Here is a 16,906-nt window from a genome sequence, read left to right on the forward strand (position 1 = left end):
TCCATTCAGCCGACGGTGCCGCGAACGACGAGGCGGGTGGTCAGGGTTTCGACCAGGGAGTCGGCATCCGGCGTCTTGAGACGTCGAAGGATCAACCGGACAAGGGCGCGAACGCGATCGTCGAGATCGATGCGGACGGTGGTCAAATTGTAACTTTTCCAATGTGCCTGCGGGATGTCGTCGAAGCCGACGACCTTGACATCGCCAGGCACTGAAAGGCCGAGTTCGTGCCTGAGGGCATCGATCGCGCCGAACGCCCCGACGTCGTTGGCCGCAAAGATCGCATCGGCGCCGGATCCGACCCGGAAGAGATCAAGCGTCGAGCGATAGGCGGTGTCGTAGGTGTAGTCACCGGGGACGATAACCGGCGGCGCCATGCCGCGCTCGGCCAGCACCTGCGCGATCATCCGCTCGCGTTCGGTATTGGCAAGGGATTGCTTCTTGCCGCCGAGATAGGCGATGCGACGGGCACCATAGCCTTGCAGCAAGGCGACCGCCTGTTCGATGCCGTCCTTCTGCCGCACGAGAAGACGGTCATAGAGTGTTTCGGACGCCCTGCCGGCAAACGCATCCGCGTCGTCATAGATCACGTAGATCGGAACGGCACGATCGAGAAAGCCGCTCAGAACATCAGGCTCGATATTCTCGGTAAAGGCGATGACCGAGTCGGGATTGAAGCCGCGCATATAGGTCAGCAGCATCGGGTCCATGCTGAAATCGGCTTTCGCCTTGAACAGAAGTGTCGCGAAGCCCTCTGCCTGCAGCGCGGTCGTCAAGGCGTCGATCTCCTGGCTTTCCCAGGGGCTGCAGACATCGGGAACGATCATGCCGACGAGATGCGAGCGCCTGGTTACCAGCGAACGCGCGGCCATGTCAGGCGTATAGTTCAACTCACGTGCCACCTTCAGGATGCGATCTCGCTTCTCCGGCTTCAGGGACGCATTCGGATTGAAGGCGCGCGAGACAGCGACGCGCGAGACATTGGCCTCTCGTGCCACCAGATCGGCCGTGGCGCGTCCTGCTTTCCTGTCGGTTTTCTCGCTCATGGGGTAGTGCTCTGCGCAAAAATGAAAACGTGTTCAATTCAACCTGCACCAATGATCGCGCTTCCGTCAAGATGTCAGTAGAAATCACCTCATAGACGGCAAAACCCGGAGAGCATGAACTCGTATAAGCCTCATCACCAGAATCCACTTCATGGCGTGTTGACAAAAATGAAAGCGTGTTCATTCTTAAGTTCAGACGGGATGGGATTGACCGGAGGAGGCCGATTCCAGCCCGGATGCACCGCAGCCGAAACGGTCCGGAGAACCGGACCACCGTGGGAGGAGTTTCAATGCGCAGAAGGATTCAGTCATATTTGCTGAGCGCGGCGGCCATCATGGCCCTGTCCGGGCCGGCGATGGCAACCGAGCTCAACATCACCTGCCGATGCGTTGTCGGAGGGGTCAACAGCGGCATGGCCGAGTGGATCGAAAACAAGGTCATTCCGGCCTTTACCGCCAAGATGAAGGCCGAAGGCAAGGACGTCACCGTCAAGCTCAATCAGTTCGGCGGCGAGGACGAGCAGCTGACACAGCAGCTGGCGCTTGACTTCTCCACCGGTGCTGGCCCGGATGTCTCCGGCTTCGATGGCTTCCTGATCCCGAGCTTCGTCCAGGGCGGGCTGTTGAAATCGCTTGAAGAAGTGGCCGGCGCCGACGTCAATGCCTGGGAAGGCTGGAGCCACATTTCCGACGGCACCAAGGCGTTGATGAGCTATCAGGGCAAGCCTTACGGCATCGCGCTCGGCACCGACGCGCGCATGATCTTCGTGCGCAAGGACCTGTTCCAGAAGGCGGGCCTCGACGCGGCGACGTGGCAGCCGAAATCCTGGGACGAACTGCTCGACGCCGCGCGCAAGATCAAGGCGGCGGCGCCGGATTCCTTCCCGCTGCAGCTGAATGCCGGCGTCTCCATGGGCGAGGCCACCACCATGCAGGGCTACTGGATGGCGCTGCTCGGCACCGGCGAGCAGGTCACAGACGATGCCGGCAAATATATCGTCTCCAGCCAGGGCATCCTCGATACACTGAAGCTCTACAAGACCATCTATGTCGACGACAAGCTCGGCGACCAGCGCGCCCAGCTCTTGGCCGACGGGCGCAATCGAACCTTCGCCAACTTCCGCGACGGCAAGACCGCGATGCTGGTGGAGGGCGACTGGTTCTATCGTTCCGTCACCGCACCGGACGCCGAGTTCGCGGTCGCCGACCGTGACAATGTCATGACCTGGAAGAAGATGCCGGCGGCGCAACCAGGCAAGGGCCTGCGCGGCCAGGACTTCGTCACCATGTCCGGCGGCACCGGCTTCGTCATCAACCCGCATACCGACGCCCCGAAGGAATCCTGGGAGCTCTTGTCTTTCATGAACAGCCAGGAGCAGCTCACCGCCTTCCAGGAGATCCAGCCGGCGATCCGCATTCGAAACGACGTCACCATCCCCAACTCGCCGTTCCTGACCGAGACCGCCGAGGTCCTGCTGCCCATCACCACGGCACGTCCCAATGACGCCAACTACAACAAAGTCTCGACCGAAATCCAGCGCATGACCGAAAGCGTCGTCTCGGGCGAACTGTCGCCGGAAGACGCGATGGCCCAGTACAAGGCCGCCGTGATCGCCATCGTCGGTGAAGAGAACACGGTCAGCCGTCTCTGATCGGGCCTAATATCACCGGTCGGCCGATCGGCCGGCCGGTGATCTTGCCGAACCGCTTCGCCCTGCAATGGGAAACTCAACGCATGAAGAAATTCTCGCTACTGTCCACGCGGGCGGGCGCCCTTTTTCTGGCTCCCGCAACGGCATTGGTCGGTGTTTTCGTCATCATCCCCTTCTTCTGGGTGATCTTCGTTTCCTTCACCAACAGGACATTGCTTGGACGGACCGCGCTCGACCCGGATTTCGTGGGTCTCCAGAACTATTTCGCCCTCTTCAATCCTGCCACCTTTTTCACCCGCGGCCAGTTCGGCTTTTCGCTGATCCTGACGATCCAGTTCGTGCTGCTCTCCGCGCTCATCGGCCAGGCGCTGCTCGGGCTGATCCTCGCCTGGCTCAGCCAGTCCGTGTCGCCCGGTATGAAGTCCTTTCTGCAGACGACCGTCATTGCCGCCTGGATCCTGCCGGAAGTGGTCATCGGCTTCGCCTGGTTCGCATTCCTCGACTATGACAGCGGAACGCTGAACATGATCATGCGCGGTCTCGGCCTGCCGCCGGGAGACTGGCTGCTGCAGCAGCCCTTCTGGGTCATCGTGTTCTTCAACACCTGGCGGGGGGCTGCCTTCTCGATGATGCTGTTCAACTCGGCATTCCAGTCGATCCCGCCGAGCTATTTCCAGGCGGCGGATGTCGCCGGCGCAACCTCCTGGCAGAAGCTGCGCGATATCGCCCTGCCGCTGATCCGCGGCCATGTGGTCACCGATCTGATCCTCATCACCATGTGGACCTTCAATGTCTTCACGCCGTTCCTCTTGACCAATGGCGGGCCGTCCTATCGGACCGAACTGTTGTCGATCTACACCTACCGCATCGCCTTCAAGGATTTCGAGTTCGGCAAGGGCGCGGCCGTCGGCGTGGTCATCATGCTCATCAATCTGGCTTTCGCACTCGTCTATCTGAGGCTTGCCCACAAGAAGCCGGCGGAGGCCGAATGATGCCGTTCTCTTCCCGTATCTACTTCCGCCGCATGGGCTTTTCGGTGGTCGCCGCCCTGCTCGGCACCATCTTCGCGCTACCGCTCGTCTGGTTCCTCTTCGCGCCGTTCAACGCCCGCGCCGAACTCGGCCTTGCCATCCCGGAACCCTTCACGTTCGCCAATTTTGCTACGGTGTTTCAGAACACCTTCGCCATGCAGGCGCTGTTCAACAGCCTGGTGCAGGCCTTCGGCGGCGTCGTCCTCGTCGGCGCGGCAGCAACGCTTGCGGCTTATGCGCTTTCCCGCTCGCCAATCCCCGGAAAAGGCGCAGTCACCTATGTGCTCTTGCTGTTCTCGTCAGTGGTCTCCGGCTCGGCCGCGATGGTGCCGATCTTCCTGATCGTTTCTGCGGCCGGACTGATCGACACGCATCTCGCCGTCATTCTCGTCTTTGCCGGTGGGCTACTGCCGACAGCCATGTTCATCCTGCGCGACTTCATCGACGCCATCCCGCGCTCCTATGAAGAAAGCGCGATGGTTGCAGGCGCCTCTCCACTGCAGGCGTTCTTCGACGTCGCCCTGCCGGTGATCCGGCCGGGTATCGTCGTGGTCGTCGTCTGGGCCTTCGTCAACATCTGGGGAAGCTTCCTGATCCCCTTCATCCTCTTGCGCAGCGACAGCCTGATGCCCGCCTCCGTCGCCATCTATTCCTTCTATTCCGAGGCCGGCACGCCGATCGTCACACTGCTTGCCGCCTACTCACTCATCTATTCGCTCCCCGTCATCGCGCTCTACCTCTTCGTGAACTGGAAATTCGGTTTCCGGTTCTTCGGTGGCATCAAGTCGTAATCGGAAAACCAGTCTCATGGCCTCTGTCGAATTCCAGAACCTTTCCAAGAGCTTCGGCGCATTCAACGCCCTGCCCGATATCAGCTTCTCGATTGCTGACGGCGAGTTCGTCTGCCTGCTCGGACCATCCGGCTGCGGCAAGACGACGAGCCTGCGCATGATCGCCGGGCTCGAAACGCCGTCCTCCGGCAAGGTGCTGATCGGCGGCAAGGACGTGACCTACCTGCACCCGAAGGATCGGCAGATCTCCATGGTCTTTCAGGACTATGCACTCTATCCGCACATGAATCTTGCCGACAACATCGCCTATCCGCTGAAGGTGCGCGGCGAGGCGGAGGACAAGCGTCATGCCCGCGCCAGGGAGGTCGCCGACGTCTTGAAGATCGGCGATCTGATGAAGCGCCTGCCGAGCCAGATCTCCGGCGGCCAGCAGCAGCGCACGTCGCTGGCGCGCGCGCTCGTCTATCCGAGCCAGGTCTATCTCTTCGACGAGCCGCTCTCCAACCTCGACGCCAAGCTGCGCCTGGAAGCACGCGGGTTTCTCAACCACCTGCAGCGCGACATGGGCATGACCGCCGTCTACGTCACCCACGACCAGGCGGAAGCGATGGCGCTCGCCACCCGCATCGCGGTCATGGACAAGGGCCGGATCGTCCAGTTCGCGCCGCCGATCGAGATCTATCGGCGCCCGGCCACCACCTTCGTTGCCAATTTCGTCGGCAACCCGCCGATGAACCTCGTGCCGGCGCAGGCTGCAATCATCGACGGAAAGCTGCAGCTTCGCGCCGAGGGGCTGTCGGTCGCGGCACTGCCGGTTTCCGACGCCATCGCAAAGGCGGTCGGCGCCAAAACGATAACGCTCGGCGTTCGCCCGGAGCATCTGCGCATTGCCCGTCCCGACGTCGGCAACATCATCACCGGCGAGCTTTTCGCCAACGAGAACATGGGGCCGGAAAGCCTGGTGACGATCGAGCGGAAAGATGCCGGCCGCGTCACGGCCCGCATTTTTACCGACGACGAGATCAGGGTAGACAAGACGGTGCGACTTTCCTTCGACGCCGAACACGTCACGCTGTTCGACAGCACCGGCGCCCGCATTCCCGTCCTTGGCGAATAGTCCGGACTGCTGCAAATGATGACGACCACCGTTCACGTGACACGCGCCGACCAGGCCGCCAACCCGTACTTTTACGTGCCCTTCGACGTGCCCGAGGGCACGACGCGCATCGATGTCACCATGGCCCATGCAAAAGCGGAAGATTGCATCATCGATCTCGGCATGCTTGATCCGCGCGCGACCGATTATCCGACCCGCGCCGGCTTTCGCGGCTGGAGCGGCGGCGCCCGCGACCGCTTTTTCGTCGCAACGGACGACGCCACGCCCGGCTACATCCACGGGGAGATGCCTGCCGGTCGCTGGCAGGTCATGCTCGGCCTTTACAAGCTTCCGCCAGAAGGTGCCGATGTCACGCTGACGTTCAGCCATGACAATGCGCCTCTCGCGCTCGAACCGCAGCCCGCGCGCACCTTCCCCGTCAGGAAGGCGGCCGGCTGGTATCGCGGCGATCTGCACTGTCACACCTTCCACTCCGATGCGGCAGGCTCGCCCGAATTGCTGCACGCAGCCGCCAAGCAGGCCGGGCTCGACTTTCTCGCCGTCGCCGACCACAACACCATCAGCCAGCGCCGCTATTTCCATCCCAACTCGTCCGCCGACCTCGTCTTTGTGCGTGCGATGGAGGTGACGACCGCAGTCGGCCATGCCAACGTCTTTGGCGTCGACGACTGGATCGATTTCCGCATGACCCGGCCCGAACATGGGCACACGCTTGCCGACATGGTGCATGAGCGCGGCGGCATGCTGTCGATCAACCACGACAAGCCGACGATCCCCTGGGATTACGACGTGCCGGAGATCGACTGCATGGAAGTCTGGCAATCGCACTGGATGGCCTGGAACTGGGTATCGCTCGGCCGATATCAGCAGCGGCTGGCTTCGGGCAAGAAAATCTCGGCAATCGGCGGCAGCGACTTCCACCAGCCGGCCCGGCTGATGCCCGAAGGGCCGCTCGTGCTTGCGCGACCGACGACGGTGCTGTGGCTCGACGAACTTTCTGAAAACGCGATCCTCGCCGCGATGAAGACCGGGCTTGGCTATATCACCGAGAGCCCTGATGGACCGCATTTGGCACTTTCGGTCGATGGCCAGCCGATGGGCTCGACGATCCGAGGGCCCGTCGACGCGAAGGCCGACGTTCACGGAGCAAAAGGCGATCGGCTGCTCTGGTTCGACGCGACAGGGCAGATTGCCGATCAACTCATCGAAGACGACCGCTGGGTCGGACAATTCTCCGGGCGGCCGAGCCTGTTCCTACGCGCCGAAATCGCAGCAGAGAAGAGCCGGCCGCAGATAATCGGCGATTTCACCGCGGCCCTTGGCGGCGGGTTGCCCTGGCAATTAACCGAAGTGGAACTGCAACTACAGACCGTGCGCCGCGCCATCAGCAATCCGATCTATGTGGCGTGATCGGAGAGCATTTCCAGGAAAAGTGCGAAGCGGTTTTCCGTTAGGAAATGCTTGGAAACAAAGAGGTAGAGCGTTTCCGTGACTCCGTTTAAATCGGAAACGCTCTAGGGCTAGAAAAAGGGTCGCAGGGCCAGCTCCGCGCCAAGAAGCAGCAGACCGACCAGGAACCACCGGCGGAACGTGGTCGGGCTGACCAGACGGCGGATCGCCTGCCCGGCCCACATGCCGGCCAGCGCCGGCACGATGGCAACCACCGACAGGAGCAGGTTGTCGGCCTCCAACGCCCCACGCCACAGCAGACCTGCCGCAAGCGTCATCGTCGACACGGTAAAGGAGAGGCCGAGCGCCTGGATCAGGTCGTCCTTCTCCAGACCAAGGGCCTGCAGATACGGCACCGCCGGCATGACGAAGACGCCGGTGCAGCCGGTGACCACGCCCGTAATCATGCCGATAGGCGGAGACAACCACACCTCGGCCCTTGCCGGCACTGAGAACGGGCGCGCCATGAGCGTATATCCGGCATAGACCACAAGCGCCGTCCCGAGCATGGCTGTCGACAGGGCCGTATCGCCGCCCGCGAGAAGAGCCGTGCCGAGGATGGTACCGATGCCGATCGCCAGCATCATCGGCCAGAGCCGCAGCATGAGCGGGCCGAGGGCCGGACCCGCCAGCAGTTGCCAGACATTTGTCACGAGGGACGGCAGGATCAGCAGATTGGCGGCCGTAATCGGCGACAACAGCGCACCGAGCGCGCCCATGGCGACGGTGGGGAGCCCCATACCCGTCACGCCCTTGACCACGCCGGCGAGGAAAAAGGCGGCAGCGATTGCGCCGGTGAGCCATGTGGAGAGTTCGATCATGGCTCTAAAGTCATGAAGCATTGCGACAGCGCAATGCGGATGATCCGCAGGTTGGCTTCGGCTATGCCGAAGGCACATTTGCCGCTATCGTGCCGGCATGCGCTTCGATCTGATCGACCTTCGCCTGTTTCTTGCCGTCGTCGAGGCAGGCAGCATCACCCACGGCGCCGGGGTCGCGAACCTCTCCCTGGCCGCCGCCAGCGAGCGGCTGCGCGGCATGGAGGAGAACGGCGGCGTAAAACTTCTGGCGCGCGGCCGCAGGGGCGTATCCACGACCGCCGCCGGCGATGCGCTCGCCCATCATGCCCGGCTCGTACTGCGCCAGATGGAGCATATGCATGGGGAGCTCGGCGAATACGCCAGGGGATTGCGGGCGAGCATTCGCCTTCTCGCCAACACCGCCGCGATCACCGAGTTCCTGCCCGGCCGTCTTGGGCCTTGGCTTCGCGCCCACTCGCAAACCGATATCGACCTGAAGGAGCGCCAGAGCGCGGACATCGTCAAGGCCGTCTCAGGTGGCCGGGCTGAGATCGGCATCATCTCGGATGCCGTCGACGCGACCGGCCTGCGCCTCATCCCCTTCGCGATCGACCGGCTGGTTGCCGTGGTCGCCAAGAACCATGTTCTTGCAGAAACAAGACAGATCAGCTTCACGGATCTGCTCGACCACGCCTTCGTCGGCCTTGCGGAAGGCAGTGCCCTGCAGGCCCATATCGAGGGCCAGGCGACCCGCATCGGCCGCCGGATGAGCTACCGCCTGCGCGTGCGCAGCTTCGAGGATGTCTGCGGTCTGGCCGCACAGGATGTCGGTGTCGGCATCGTCCCGCAGACAGCTGCGCGCCGATGCCGTCGCACGGCGATTTCCGCCCTCCGCCTGACCGACAAGTGGGCGACGCGTCGCCTGTCGATCTGCCTGCGGCCGGATGAAGACCTCTCGCCGCTCGCCCGCGACCTGGTCGAGCATCTCGGCAATTTCAAGCCGGACTGACCGTCGAGGCGACCCGTGGCGGTCGATCAGTAGCCTCTGGCAGCACCCGCGCCGATGCGACTGTCGACCGCACCGTTGTAGCGGGCGCCACCGCCGTCCTTGATTTCGGCCAGGCTTTCGCCGCCAACAAGGATGCCGGTCGCCTGCCCCCAGATGCTCCAGCTCTTGTCGATCTGCACATCATGGCCCATCTCCGAGAGAAGCTTGCGCGTATCGGGCGAAAGGGCGTAGGGCTCCATGAACACTTTGTCCGGTAGCCACTGATGATGGATGCGCGGCGCGTCGACGGCCTCCTGAATATTCATGCCGTGATCGACCACGTTGAGGATCGCCTCGAGCGTGATCGTAATGATGCGCGCTCCGCCGGGGCTGCCGATCACCATGAACGGCTTGCCGTCCTTGGAGACGATGGTCGGGCTCATCGATGAAAGCGGTGTCTTGCCCGGTGCGATCGCGTTCGCCTCGCCCTGAACGAGCCCGTAAAGATTGGGAGCACCCGGCTTCGCTGTGAAATCGTCCATCTCGTTGTTGAGCAGAATTCCGGTTCCTGGAGCGACCACGCCGGCGCCAAAAGAACCGTTCAGCGTATAGGTAACGGCGACCGCGTTGCCCTCGTCGTCGATGATCGAATAGTGGGTGGTCTCCTTGCTTTCTGCGAACCCCTCCGGCATCAGCGCCTGCGAGACGCCAGCCTTGAACGGGTCGATCTTGCCGCGGATCTCGGCCGCGTAAGCCTTGTCGAGCAGTTTGGCGACCGGGTTCTCGACGAAATCGGGGTCTCCAAGCGTCGTGTTGCGATCGACATAGGCATGGCGCATGGCCTCGATCATCGCATGCACGGTTTCGGCCGAGCCGTAACCGAGATAGGAGATCGGATAACCCTCGAGAATGTTGAGGATCTCGCAGATAATGACGCCACCCGAGGATGGCGGCGGCGAAGAGACGATGTCATAACCACGATAGTTGCATTTGACCGGCTCAAGCTCGCGCACGGCGTATTGCTCGAAATCCTTCTTGGCGAGGATGCCGCCCTTGTCAGCACTTGCCTTGACGATGGCATCGGCGATCGGCCCCTTGTAGAAGGCGTCGGTTCCCTTTTCGGAGATGCTTGTAAGCGAGGCGGCGAGATCCGCCTGAACCAGTGTCTCGCCGACGGCAAAGGGTTTTCCGTCGGGCTTCAGAAAGATTGCTGCCGCTGCCGGGTCCTTGGCCAGCCTTTCGGTTTCGCCGTCAAAGGAATCGACATCGCCCTGCTCCAGCCGAAAGCCGTCCTTGGCAAGGGCGATGGCAGGCGCGATCAGCTCTTTCAGCGGACGCGTACCATAGCGGCTTCGCGCGACTTCGAAGCCCATCACCGGCCCAGGAACGCCGACGGCCAGATATCCTTCGGTGCTCAGGCCATCGACCAATTGCTTCTTGTCATCGAGATACATGGTCTTGGTCGCAGCAGCGGGCGCCCGCTCGCGAAAATCGAGGAAGGTGGTCTTGCCGTCCTTGAAACGGATCGTCATGAAGCCGCCGCCGCCGATGTTGCCGGCGGTCGGATAGAGCACCGCAAGCGCATAGCCGACGGCAACGGCAGCATCGACGGCGTTGCCGCCCTTTTTCAGGACCTCGACGCCGATGTCCGACGCCAGATGCTGGGCGGTGACGACCATGCCGTGCTCGGCTTTGACCGGCTCCGGCGAGGCGGCCCTGACGGCCGATGGCGAAACCGAGCCGAGTGCGGCGATAAGGGTGAAGGACAGAACATTCAGGCAGGAACTGCGCATGCTTTTCTCCCGCGACAACAGGTTTTGCTGGCAATTGACGCCCTCGATTAAGGGCGGCGGCATCGAAGTTCGCAAAGGCACCACGCATCAGGCGGCGGACAACAGTCCGGCCATCGGGCGGGCTGAGGCTTGTTCAGAAATTGAAGCCTTGGCCGGAGTATAGACATGTGCGGACGGCACGGGCAATCGTCGCCTGACGATCATGATCGGCGAACAATTCGAATGCGAAGACGATCGGCTTACCATTGCTCTGTCATTGCCGCGACGCTACCCCAGTGAGTACCGGGTCGCGACAAGCCGGAGTGCAGCCGATGACCGCATCCTAGCGACCACCAAATTTTTGCCATTGCCATGAACAACCGTGGCTGTGACAGTTCGCTCCAGGGATCTGGTATCATCCGCATCCGGATTTCTGCACGAGGACACTAAACGGGAAGAAGGTCGCATGATCGAAGGCCATTGCCATTGCAAGTCGGTTCGCCTTTCCGTCCGTGTCCGCCCTGACACACTTGGCAGCTGCAACTGTTCGCTGTGTTCAAGACTAGGCACGCTTTGGGGCTATTACAACGCAGAAGAGGTTTCGATCAGCGACCCGCAGGGCAAGCTCGTCGGCTACGTCCAAGGCGATGCCACGTTGACGATGCACCATTGCGGCACCTGCGGTTGCACCACCCATTGGTCGCCGATCGGCACTGACGCGACGCGCATGGGTGTCAACATGCGCCTGTTCGATCGATCCGTCTGGGAAGACATACCCCACCGGCTCATCGACGGCGCCAGATGGTAGGTGCCACTCTCTTCCTACTGCATGTTTCCTTACATCCTATTCGATTTGAGGATAAAAACATGCAGCAATCCAAAGCGCTACAGCGACATTTGCGCGTCTAATAAGACTCGCGGCGCTGTAGGGCGCCTTGCCTGCACGACAGTCCTGCAGAAACGGTGCTAGGCCGCCGAGGCTGCGCCGCCACGCTCGCTGACCGCCTTGGCATATTGGGCGTCACGGCTCTCCTTTGTGGCGTATCGCGCCCGCTTCTGCTCGTACATGCTGAGGTCCGCTCGCTTGACCAGCGCCTCCATCGATTCGCCGGTATCGCTGGTCGAAACGCCGAGCGATATGCTGAGGGGAGCGTTGGAATAGAACTGGTTGTTGATCTTCAACAGTTCGTTGATCGTCTCGACCATGGTGGCCGCTGCCAGCCGGTCGGCACCCGGCATCAGGATGGCGAACTCGTCGCCGCCGATGCGGGCGGCATGGTTGGGCTGCGACACCGCACCGTTCAACACTTCGCCGAGCCGGCGCAGGAGGGCATCACCGGCGTCGTGGCCAAGCTGGTCGTTGGCCGCTTTCAGGCCATCAAGATCGATGACGATGGCCGAGACCGGGCGAAGCGACTTGCGCTCCAGCCTGTTCAGCTCGTCCATGTAGAAGGCGCGGTTGTGCAGCTTGGTCAGCACGTCATGCTTGCCGAGATATTCGAGATAGGCCTCGGCCTTCTTGCGTGCGGTGATATCGGTCAACGCCACCTGGACCAGCGACCAGTCGCCTTCATGGCCCGGAAGCACGGAGAATTGCAGCAGGACGTGGCGCTCGGAACCGTCGAGCGCATAATTGACCACCTCGCGGTGGTGCAGAAGATTGCCGTTCCACAGCTCGATCAACTGCTCCTTGAAGTGCTTCTCCATCTCGTTGCGGAAAATGTCGCCGAGACGCTGCAGCAACGTGTTCCGATCCGGCGCGCAGAACAGGTCGAGCGTCGCCTGGTTGATGTCGATGACCCTGATCTCGCTCATGCACTGGCGCACGAACTCCGGATGGACGTCCGTGAACACGCGAAAATCGACGATCCCTCGATGACGGACATCCTCGAGCAGCAACTTGATGCGACTGAAGTCCTCGACCCACAACGACACCGGCGAATGCTCGAAGATACCTTCGGCGTAACGGCGGTTGGCCAGTTCGCTGCGGCGCGCCTCCTCACGCGCCGTGACATCTTCCGTCGTCAGCAGCAACCGGCCGAGCGTGTTCTCGTATCCTGGTAGCACCGAGCCGCGCAGCTGAATGTCGAGCCTGCGGCCAGACAGCGTGTAGTTGACCGCGCTGCTGCTGAACTCGGTCTTGCCCTCCCACAATTCGGCAAGCTCATTGACATGGCTGTCGAGCATTTCATCGCGAAAGACCTTCGACAGGTTCGCGGAGAGGTGATCGAGATCCCTGGCTTCAAACAGGTCCAGTGTCCGGCGATTGACCTGCAGGACACGAATTTGGCTGGAGCAGGCGGCGACACGCGTCAAGTCTTCTCTGAGATAGGCGCGGATATCGACCACGCCCTCGGCCCGCCAACGATCGAACTGCGTTGTGACCCCGCTGAAATCCTCGATCCACATCGCGATCGGCGCCAGATCAAAAATATTGGTGTCGGAAGAACCTGTCATTACTGTTCCATCTCGGTTCGCGGGGAGAGGGTTCCGTGCAAGGCGCATCGCCTTTGAGTGCATTCTAACGGTCTTTAAGTAAAGATGCCTAAATCCTCAACCGCAGATCGCCGTCGATGCGAACCATCCGCTCAACACACGGCTGTCCGATCGATACGGGGTTTGCTTCGGTTACCGGCCGTCACACCGCATAGTAGAAATATTTGCAACCTGAGGTCACCACCTCCTTGAAAGCACCAAATCGGTGCTTTACATCAGATGCATGATGCAAATGACCCACACGGCGATCCTTCGCTACCGTCTCGCGCCCGACGACCAGGCCCGGCGCGCGTTGGTGGAAACGTTCGCCGCCTATGCGGCGATGCTGGCCCTGCTCGAGGAGCTGACGGCGGAAAAAGGCGGGGCAAATCTCGTGACCCTGCACGAGCTCGCCTATGAAACCGTCAGGGAGCACACGGGCCTTCCGGCGCGCTTCGTCACGCTGGGTCTGCGCGATTTCGCCTCAAACCGCGGACGTCCGAGCGATCCGCTGCGGCTGCCGCTCGACGAAAAGCTGTTTGCGATCAAGGGGCCGGCGGACCTGACGGTCGCAACCGTGCGTGGCCGTGTCGCCATCCCCTTCGACGTGGCGGGCTATTCGCGCGGCACGCTCAACATTTTTTCGGCCCAGCTCGTCGCCGATCTCGGCGGTTATGAAATTCACATCGGCGTCACGCCACACACGGATCGAACGGAGGAAGACATGATGATGAATGAAGGCATTCTTTCGCGCATGGGCCGGCTGATCGCCGGCATCGCCAACGCCGCCGTCGACAAAGCGGAAGGCACCAACAAGGTCGCCGTCGTCGAACAAGCCTTGCGGGAAATCGATGCCGCCGCCGAAGAGGCAAAGGCAGACATCGGCAAGGCGCGGGCTGAGGAATATCGCATTCAAAGTCGCCGTGAAGAAATCGTCGCCGATCTGAACATGTTGGAAGAAAAGATCCAAATGGCGGTCTCGTCCGGCCGCGACGATCTCGCCAAGGCCGGTGTTGCCCGCCAGATCGACCTAGAATCCCAGACCGCAGCGCTCGACAAGGCGCTGGCCGATGCCCGGATCCATCTCGATGAGGGACAGAAGGCGCTGCAGGCCGTGTTTGCCACCCGCCGCGAAGCCGAAGCCAGACTTGCCGATCTGAAACGCAGCCTGACGCAGTATCCGGACGAACCGGCGGCAGCAAGGGCACGCAACAACCCCGCCGATGGTGCCGCGCGAGCCGCTGCCGCCGTCTCCCGCGTCACCGGCGTTCCCGCCGGCAGCAACGCGACCAGTGCCGAGCTCGACGAGCTCGACCGGCTTCACCGCGAGCAAGCGATCGAAGCGCGGCTGGCAAAGTTCAAAGCCGGAAAGGCCTGACCCCGATGGAGCTCTTTTTCGCTCCTGAATGTTTGCCCTTTGCGATTGCCGCCATCATGCTGGCGGCGTTGACCGCAATCGAGATGCTGTGCCTGCTGCTCGGATTTTCCCTTGGCGAGGTGATCGACAAGGCCGGGCTCGATGAGCACAACGGCATGGCCGGGCTCCTTTCCTGGCTGAATGTCGGCGGCGTCCCGATCCTCATCCTGGTGATGCTGTTGCTGGCCCTGTTCTCGATGACCGGGTTCGTCATCCAGAGCATCGCCCACAGTGTCTGGCTGCCGCTGCCGGCCATGATTGCCTCCATCCCGGCGCTTCTCTTGAGCCTTCCCGCAGTCAGGACATCGAGCCGGGCCGTGGCGCGGATCGTGCCGCGCGACGAAACCTATGTCGTCGACCTCTCCGAGTTCGTCGGCCAGACCGCCGAAGTGGCCGTGGGCCCGCTCGATCAGGGCCTGCCGGGGCGCGTGCGCCTCAAAGACAAACACGGAAACTGGCACAATCTGCGTGCCAAAGCCGCCAAGGGCGAAGCTGCCATCGCCATCGGTACACAGATCCTCATCGTCGACCGCGCCAAGGATGTCTTCATCGCCATTCCCGCGCCGGAAGACCTTCTCACTTCGCCAAACACCACCTCCATGGAGCAACAATGATCTTTGATCTTCTCCTGCCCGCCGGCATCGGCGTCGTCCTGATCCTCGGCATCGGCTTCGTGCTTGCATCGCTCTATACGCGATCGAGCCGGGACGAAGCCTATGTCCGCACCGGCCTCGGCGGCCAAAAAGTCGTCCTGGACGGCGGCTCTATCGTCCTGCCGATTTTCCATTCGATCGCCCGGGTCAATCTGAAGACCCTTCGTCTTGAAGTTCGCCGCGGCGAAGGCGACGCGCTGATCACCAAGGACCGCATGCGCGTCGATATCGGCGCCGAATTCTACGTCCGCGTGAAGCCCGACGCGTCGTCGATCGCGCTTGCGGCCCAGACGCTTGGCGACCGCACCAACGATGCGGAACAGCTGCGCGTGCTGATCGAGGCGAAGTTCGTCGACGGCCTGCGCTCGGTCGCCGCCACCATGAGCCTCGACGCTCTGCAGGAGCAGCGCATGGATTTCGTCAAGGCGGTTCAGGAAGCGGTTGGTGCCGACCTGCAATCGAACGGCCTTGAACTGGAGTCCGTGTCGCTGACACGGCTCGACCAGACCGATATCAAGCACTTCAATGCCAACAACTTCTTCGACGCCCACGGCCTCGCCGCGCTGACGCGCATCACCGAAGGCCGCAAGAAGGAGCGCAACGAGATCGTGCGCGACACCGAAGTCGCCATCGCGCAGAAGGATCTTGAGGCTCGCCAGCAGTCGCTGGCGATCGAACGAACCAAGCGGGAAGCGGAACTGAACCAGGAACGCGACATCGCCAACAAGTCTGCAGCGACCCGCGCCGAGACCGCCCAACAGGAGCAGGCCGCCAAGCGCGCCGAAGAAGAGGCCCGCATCGCCACCGAGCAGGCCATTGCCGAGCGCGAGGCGGCCGCCAAGCAGGTGCGCGAAAGCGCCAATATCGAGGCGACCCGCACGGTCCAGCAGCGCGATACGGAAGCCAAGCGCGACCTGCAAATCGTCGCCCAGGAAAGTGCTATCGCCGTCGCCAACAAGAGCCGCGAGGAGTCCGAGGCGAAAGCTCAGGCTGAAACCGCACGCGCTCTGGCAATCGCCGCGGAAGAAAAGGTCGGCACCGCCAAGGCCGTCGAAATTGCCGAGCGCGAACGCCAGATCGCCGTCATCGACGCCCGCAAGACTGCTGAAACCGAAGCAACGGCCGTCACCGTCGGCGCCGAAGCTGAAAAGCAGGCGGCCACTGACCAGGCCGATGCCATCAGAACCCTTGCAACCGCCGAGGCTGAGGCCGCAGTGATCAAGGCCAAGGGCATTCTGGAGACCGGCAAGGCGGAAGCCCAGAGCGAGGCGCTGCTCAACGAGGCGCGCAACAAGCTCAGCCCCGCCATCATCGAGTTCGAGATCCTGCGCGAACGCATCCGCATCATCCCGCAGGCGCTGGCCGAGGCGGTGAAGCCGATCGAGAAGATTTCCGATATCCGCATCTTCGACACCGGCGGCATGCTGGGTCGTGGCGGTGCCGGTGCGGGCGGCGCAAGTGGTATCGGCATGGGCGAAGGCCTTGCCGGACAGTTGCTCGCCTACCAGGCCAACAAGCCGATCCTCGATCGCCTGCTGAAAGAAGCCGGCTTCGAGGGCGACAACGCGGTCTCTTCGCTGCTTGCCAATCTGCAGGGCGACGAGCCCAAGGAACTGGAAGTGCTCGAAAAAGACTGAGTTTTTCCAATCGCGCCGGCCGCCTCCACATGGCCGGCGCAGATTGAACCTAGGCGAAGACAACAGCCTACCGAACAT

General features: G+C 62.1%; 15 protein-coding genes. 11 read left to right on the forward strand and 4 right to left on the reverse strand.

Annotated elements, in window-relative coordinates:
• Positions 1-5 precede the first annotated feature (5 nt).
• A complete protein-coding gene (locus ASD00_RS14830; RefSeq protein ID WP_025428298.1) occupies positions 6-1,046 on the reverse strand; it encodes a LacI family DNA-binding transcriptional regulator in 1,041 nt (346 codons plus the stop codon).
• 290 nt (positions 1,047-1,336) lie between these two features.
• Here ASD00_RS14830 and ASD00_RS14835 point away from each other — a divergent pair, with 290 nt between their 5' ends.
• The 5 genes from ASD00_RS14835 (at position 1,337) to ASD00_RS14855 (ending at position 7,047) form a co-directional block, all read left to right on the forward strand.
• Complete coding sequence (locus ASD00_RS14835) at positions 1,337-2,698, forward strand: extracellular solute-binding protein (RefSeq protein WP_025428297.1); 1,362 nt, start codon at positions 1,337-1,339, stop codon at positions 2,696-2,698.
• Positions 2,699-2,781: 83 nt separating this feature from the next.
• Positions 2,782-3,690: a sugar ABC transporter permease gene (locus ASD00_RS14840; RefSeq protein ID WP_025428296.1), complete on the forward strand. Its 909-nt coding sequence runs from the start codon at positions 2,782-2,784 to the stop codon at positions 3,688-3,690.
• Positions 3,690-4,520, forward strand: coding sequence for a carbohydrate ABC transporter permease (locus tag ASD00_RS14845; protein WP_025428295.1), 831 nt, complete (start codon positions 3,690-3,692; stop codon positions 4,518-4,520). The genes ASD00_RS14840 and ASD00_RS14845 overlap by 1 nt, the downstream gene beginning before the upstream one ends.
• A gap of 16 nt (positions 4,521-4,536) precedes the next feature.
• A complete protein-coding gene (locus tag ASD00_RS14850; protein ID WP_057207348.1) occupies positions 4,537-5,637 on the forward strand; it encodes an ABC transporter ATP-binding protein in 1,101 nt (366 codons plus the stop codon).
• A gap of 15 nt (positions 5,638-5,652) precedes the next feature.
• Positions 5,653-7,047 (forward strand): CehA/McbA family metallohydrolase, encoded by a 1,395-nt coding sequence (locus ASD00_RS14855; protein ID WP_057207349.1) that lies wholly within the window; start codon positions 5,653-5,655, stop codon positions 7,045-7,047.
• Between the two features lie 110 nt (positions 7,048-7,157).
• Here ASD00_RS14855 and ASD00_RS14860 read toward each other — a convergent pair whose 3' ends face one another.
• Positions 7,158-7,907, reverse strand: coding sequence for a sulfite exporter TauE/SafE family protein (locus ASD00_RS14860; RefSeq protein ID WP_057207406.1), 750 nt, complete (start codon positions 7,905-7,907; stop codon positions 7,158-7,160).
• A gap of 97 nt (positions 7,908-8,004) precedes the next feature.
• Between ASD00_RS14860 and ASD00_RS14865 the strand changes: the two genes are divergently transcribed.
• The gene (locus ASD00_RS14865; RefSeq protein WP_057207350.1) at positions 8,005-8,895 is read left to right on the forward strand and encodes a LysR family transcriptional regulator; all 891 of its coding nucleotides are present in this window, start codon (positions 8,005-8,007) and stop codon (positions 8,893-8,895) included.
• Positions 8,896-8,921: 26 nt separating this feature from the next.
• Here ASD00_RS14865 and ggt read toward each other — a convergent pair whose 3' ends face one another.
• Positions 8,922-10,667 carry a gamma-glutamyltransferase gene (gene ggt, locus ASD00_RS14870; protein ID WP_057207351.1) on the reverse strand — a complete coding sequence of 582 codons (1,746 nt, stop codon included), beginning with the start codon at positions 10,665-10,667 and terminating at the stop codon, positions 8,922-8,924.
• On the opposite strand from ggt, the gene ASD00_RS40010 reads away from it, so the two are divergent.
• Together ASD00_RS40010 and ASD00_RS14875 are read left to right on the forward strand one after the other, a co-directional pair.
• The gene (locus ASD00_RS40010) at positions 10,666-10,830 is read left to right on the forward strand and encodes a hypothetical protein (RefSeq protein WP_156408417.1); all 165 of its coding nucleotides are present in this window, start codon (positions 10,666-10,668) and stop codon (positions 10,828-10,830) included. The two genes, ggt and ASD00_RS40010, sit on opposite strands and share 2 nt — an antisense overlap.
• 282 nt (positions 10,831-11,112) lie before the next feature.
• Positions 11,113-11,454, forward strand: a complete 342-nt coding sequence (locus ASD00_RS14875; RefSeq protein ID WP_025428289.1) for a GFA family protein — start codon at positions 11,113-11,115, stop codon at positions 11,452-11,454.
• Positions 11,455-11,612: 158 nt separating this feature from the next.
• Here ASD00_RS14875 and ASD00_RS14880 read toward each other — a convergent pair whose 3' ends face one another.
• A complete protein-coding gene (locus tag ASD00_RS14880) occupies positions 11,613-13,103 on the reverse strand; it encodes a sensor domain-containing diguanylate cyclase (protein ID WP_057207352.1) in 1,491 nt (496 codons plus the stop codon).
• A gap of 265 nt (positions 13,104-13,368) precedes the next feature.
• Here ASD00_RS14880 and ASD00_RS14885 point away from each other — a divergent pair, with 265 nt between their 5' ends.
• From ASD00_RS14885 to ASD00_RS14895, 3 genes are read left to right on the forward strand one after another with little or no spacing between them, the layout of a single operon-like run.
• Positions 13,369-14,499 (forward strand): PspA/IM30 family protein, encoded by a 1,131-nt coding sequence (locus tag ASD00_RS14885; protein WP_057207407.1) that lies wholly within the window; start codon positions 13,369-13,371, stop codon positions 14,497-14,499.
• A 5-nt stretch (positions 14,500-14,504) separates the two neighbouring features.
• Positions 14,505-15,152, forward strand: coding sequence for an OB-fold-containig protein (locus tag ASD00_RS14890; protein WP_057207353.1), 648 nt, complete (start codon positions 14,505-14,507; stop codon positions 15,150-15,152).
• The gene (locus tag ASD00_RS14895; protein WP_057207354.1) at positions 15,149-16,828 is read left to right on the forward strand and encodes a flotillin domain-containing protein; all 1,680 of its coding nucleotides are present in this window, start codon (positions 15,149-15,151) and stop codon (positions 16,826-16,828) included. Before ASD00_RS14890 ends, ASD00_RS14895 begins: the two co-directional genes overlap by 4 nt.
• Positions 16,829-16,906: the final 78 nt, after the last annotated feature.

Origin of the sequence: Ensifer sp. Root31 (assembly GCF_001424825.1) — a bacterium.
In the GTDB taxonomy this organism is placed as follows: Bacteria; Pseudomonadota; Alphaproteobacteria; order Rhizobiales; family Rhizobiaceae; genus Ensifer; species Ensifer canadensis.

What these genes read in the sequence shown, in the direction of transcription:
- ASD00_RS14830 (WP_025428298.1), bottom strand. Translation starts at nt 1,046, where the DNA reads ATGAGCGAGAAAACCGACAGGAAAGCAGGACGCGCCACGGCCGATCTG.
- ASD00_RS14835 (WP_025428297.1), top strand. Translation starts at nt 1,337, where the DNA reads ATGCGCAGAAGGATTCAGTCATATTTGCTGAGCGCGGCGGCCATCATG.
- ASD00_RS14840 (WP_025428296.1), top strand. Translation starts at nt 2,782, where the DNA reads ATGAAGAAATTCTCGCTACTGTCCACGCGGGCGGGCGCCCTTTTTCTG.
- ASD00_RS14845 (WP_025428295.1), top strand. Translation starts at nt 3,690, where the DNA reads ATGCCGTTCTCTTCCCGTATCTACTTCCGCCGCATGGGCTTTTCGGTG.
- ASD00_RS14850 (WP_057207348.1), top strand. Translation starts at nt 4,537, where the DNA reads ATGGCCTCTGTCGAATTCCAGAACCTTTCCAAGAGCTTCGGCGCATTC.
- ASD00_RS14855 (WP_057207349.1), top strand. Translation starts at nt 5,653, where the DNA reads ATGATGACGACCACCGTTCACGTGACACGCGCCGACCAGGCCGCCAAC.
- ASD00_RS14860 (WP_057207406.1), bottom strand. Translation starts at nt 7,907, where the DNA reads ATGATCGAACTCTCCACATGGCTCACCGGCGCAATCGCTGCCGCCTTT.
- ASD00_RS14865 (WP_057207350.1), top strand. Translation starts at nt 8,005, where the DNA reads ATGCGCTTCGATCTGATCGACCTTCGCCTGTTTCTTGCCGTCGTCGAG.
- ASD00_RS40010 (WP_156408417.1), top strand. Translation starts at nt 10,666, where the DNA reads ATGCTTTTCTCCCGCGACAACAGGTTTTGCTGGCAATTGACGCCCTCG.
- ggt (WP_057207351.1), bottom strand. Translation starts at nt 10,667, where the DNA reads ATGCGCAGTTCCTGCCTGAATGTTCTGTCCTTCACCCTTATCGCCGCA.
- ASD00_RS14875 (WP_025428289.1), top strand. Translation starts at nt 11,113, where the DNA reads ATGATCGAAGGCCATTGCCATTGCAAGTCGGTTCGCCTTTCCGTCCGT.
- ASD00_RS14880 (WP_057207352.1), bottom strand. Translation starts at nt 13,103, where the DNA reads ATGACAGGTTCTTCCGACACCAATATTTTTGATCTGGCGCCGATCGCG.
- ASD00_RS14885 (WP_057207407.1), top strand. Translation starts at nt 13,369, where the DNA reads ATGCAAATGACCCACACGGCGATCCTTCGCTACCGTCTCGCGCCCGAC.
- ASD00_RS14890 (WP_057207353.1), top strand. Translation starts at nt 14,505, where the DNA reads ATGGAGCTCTTTTTCGCTCCTGAATGTTTGCCCTTTGCGATTGCCGCC.
- ASD00_RS14895 (WP_057207354.1), top strand. Translation starts at nt 15,149, where the DNA reads ATGATCTTTGATCTTCTCCTGCCCGCCGGCATCGGCGTCGTCCTGATC.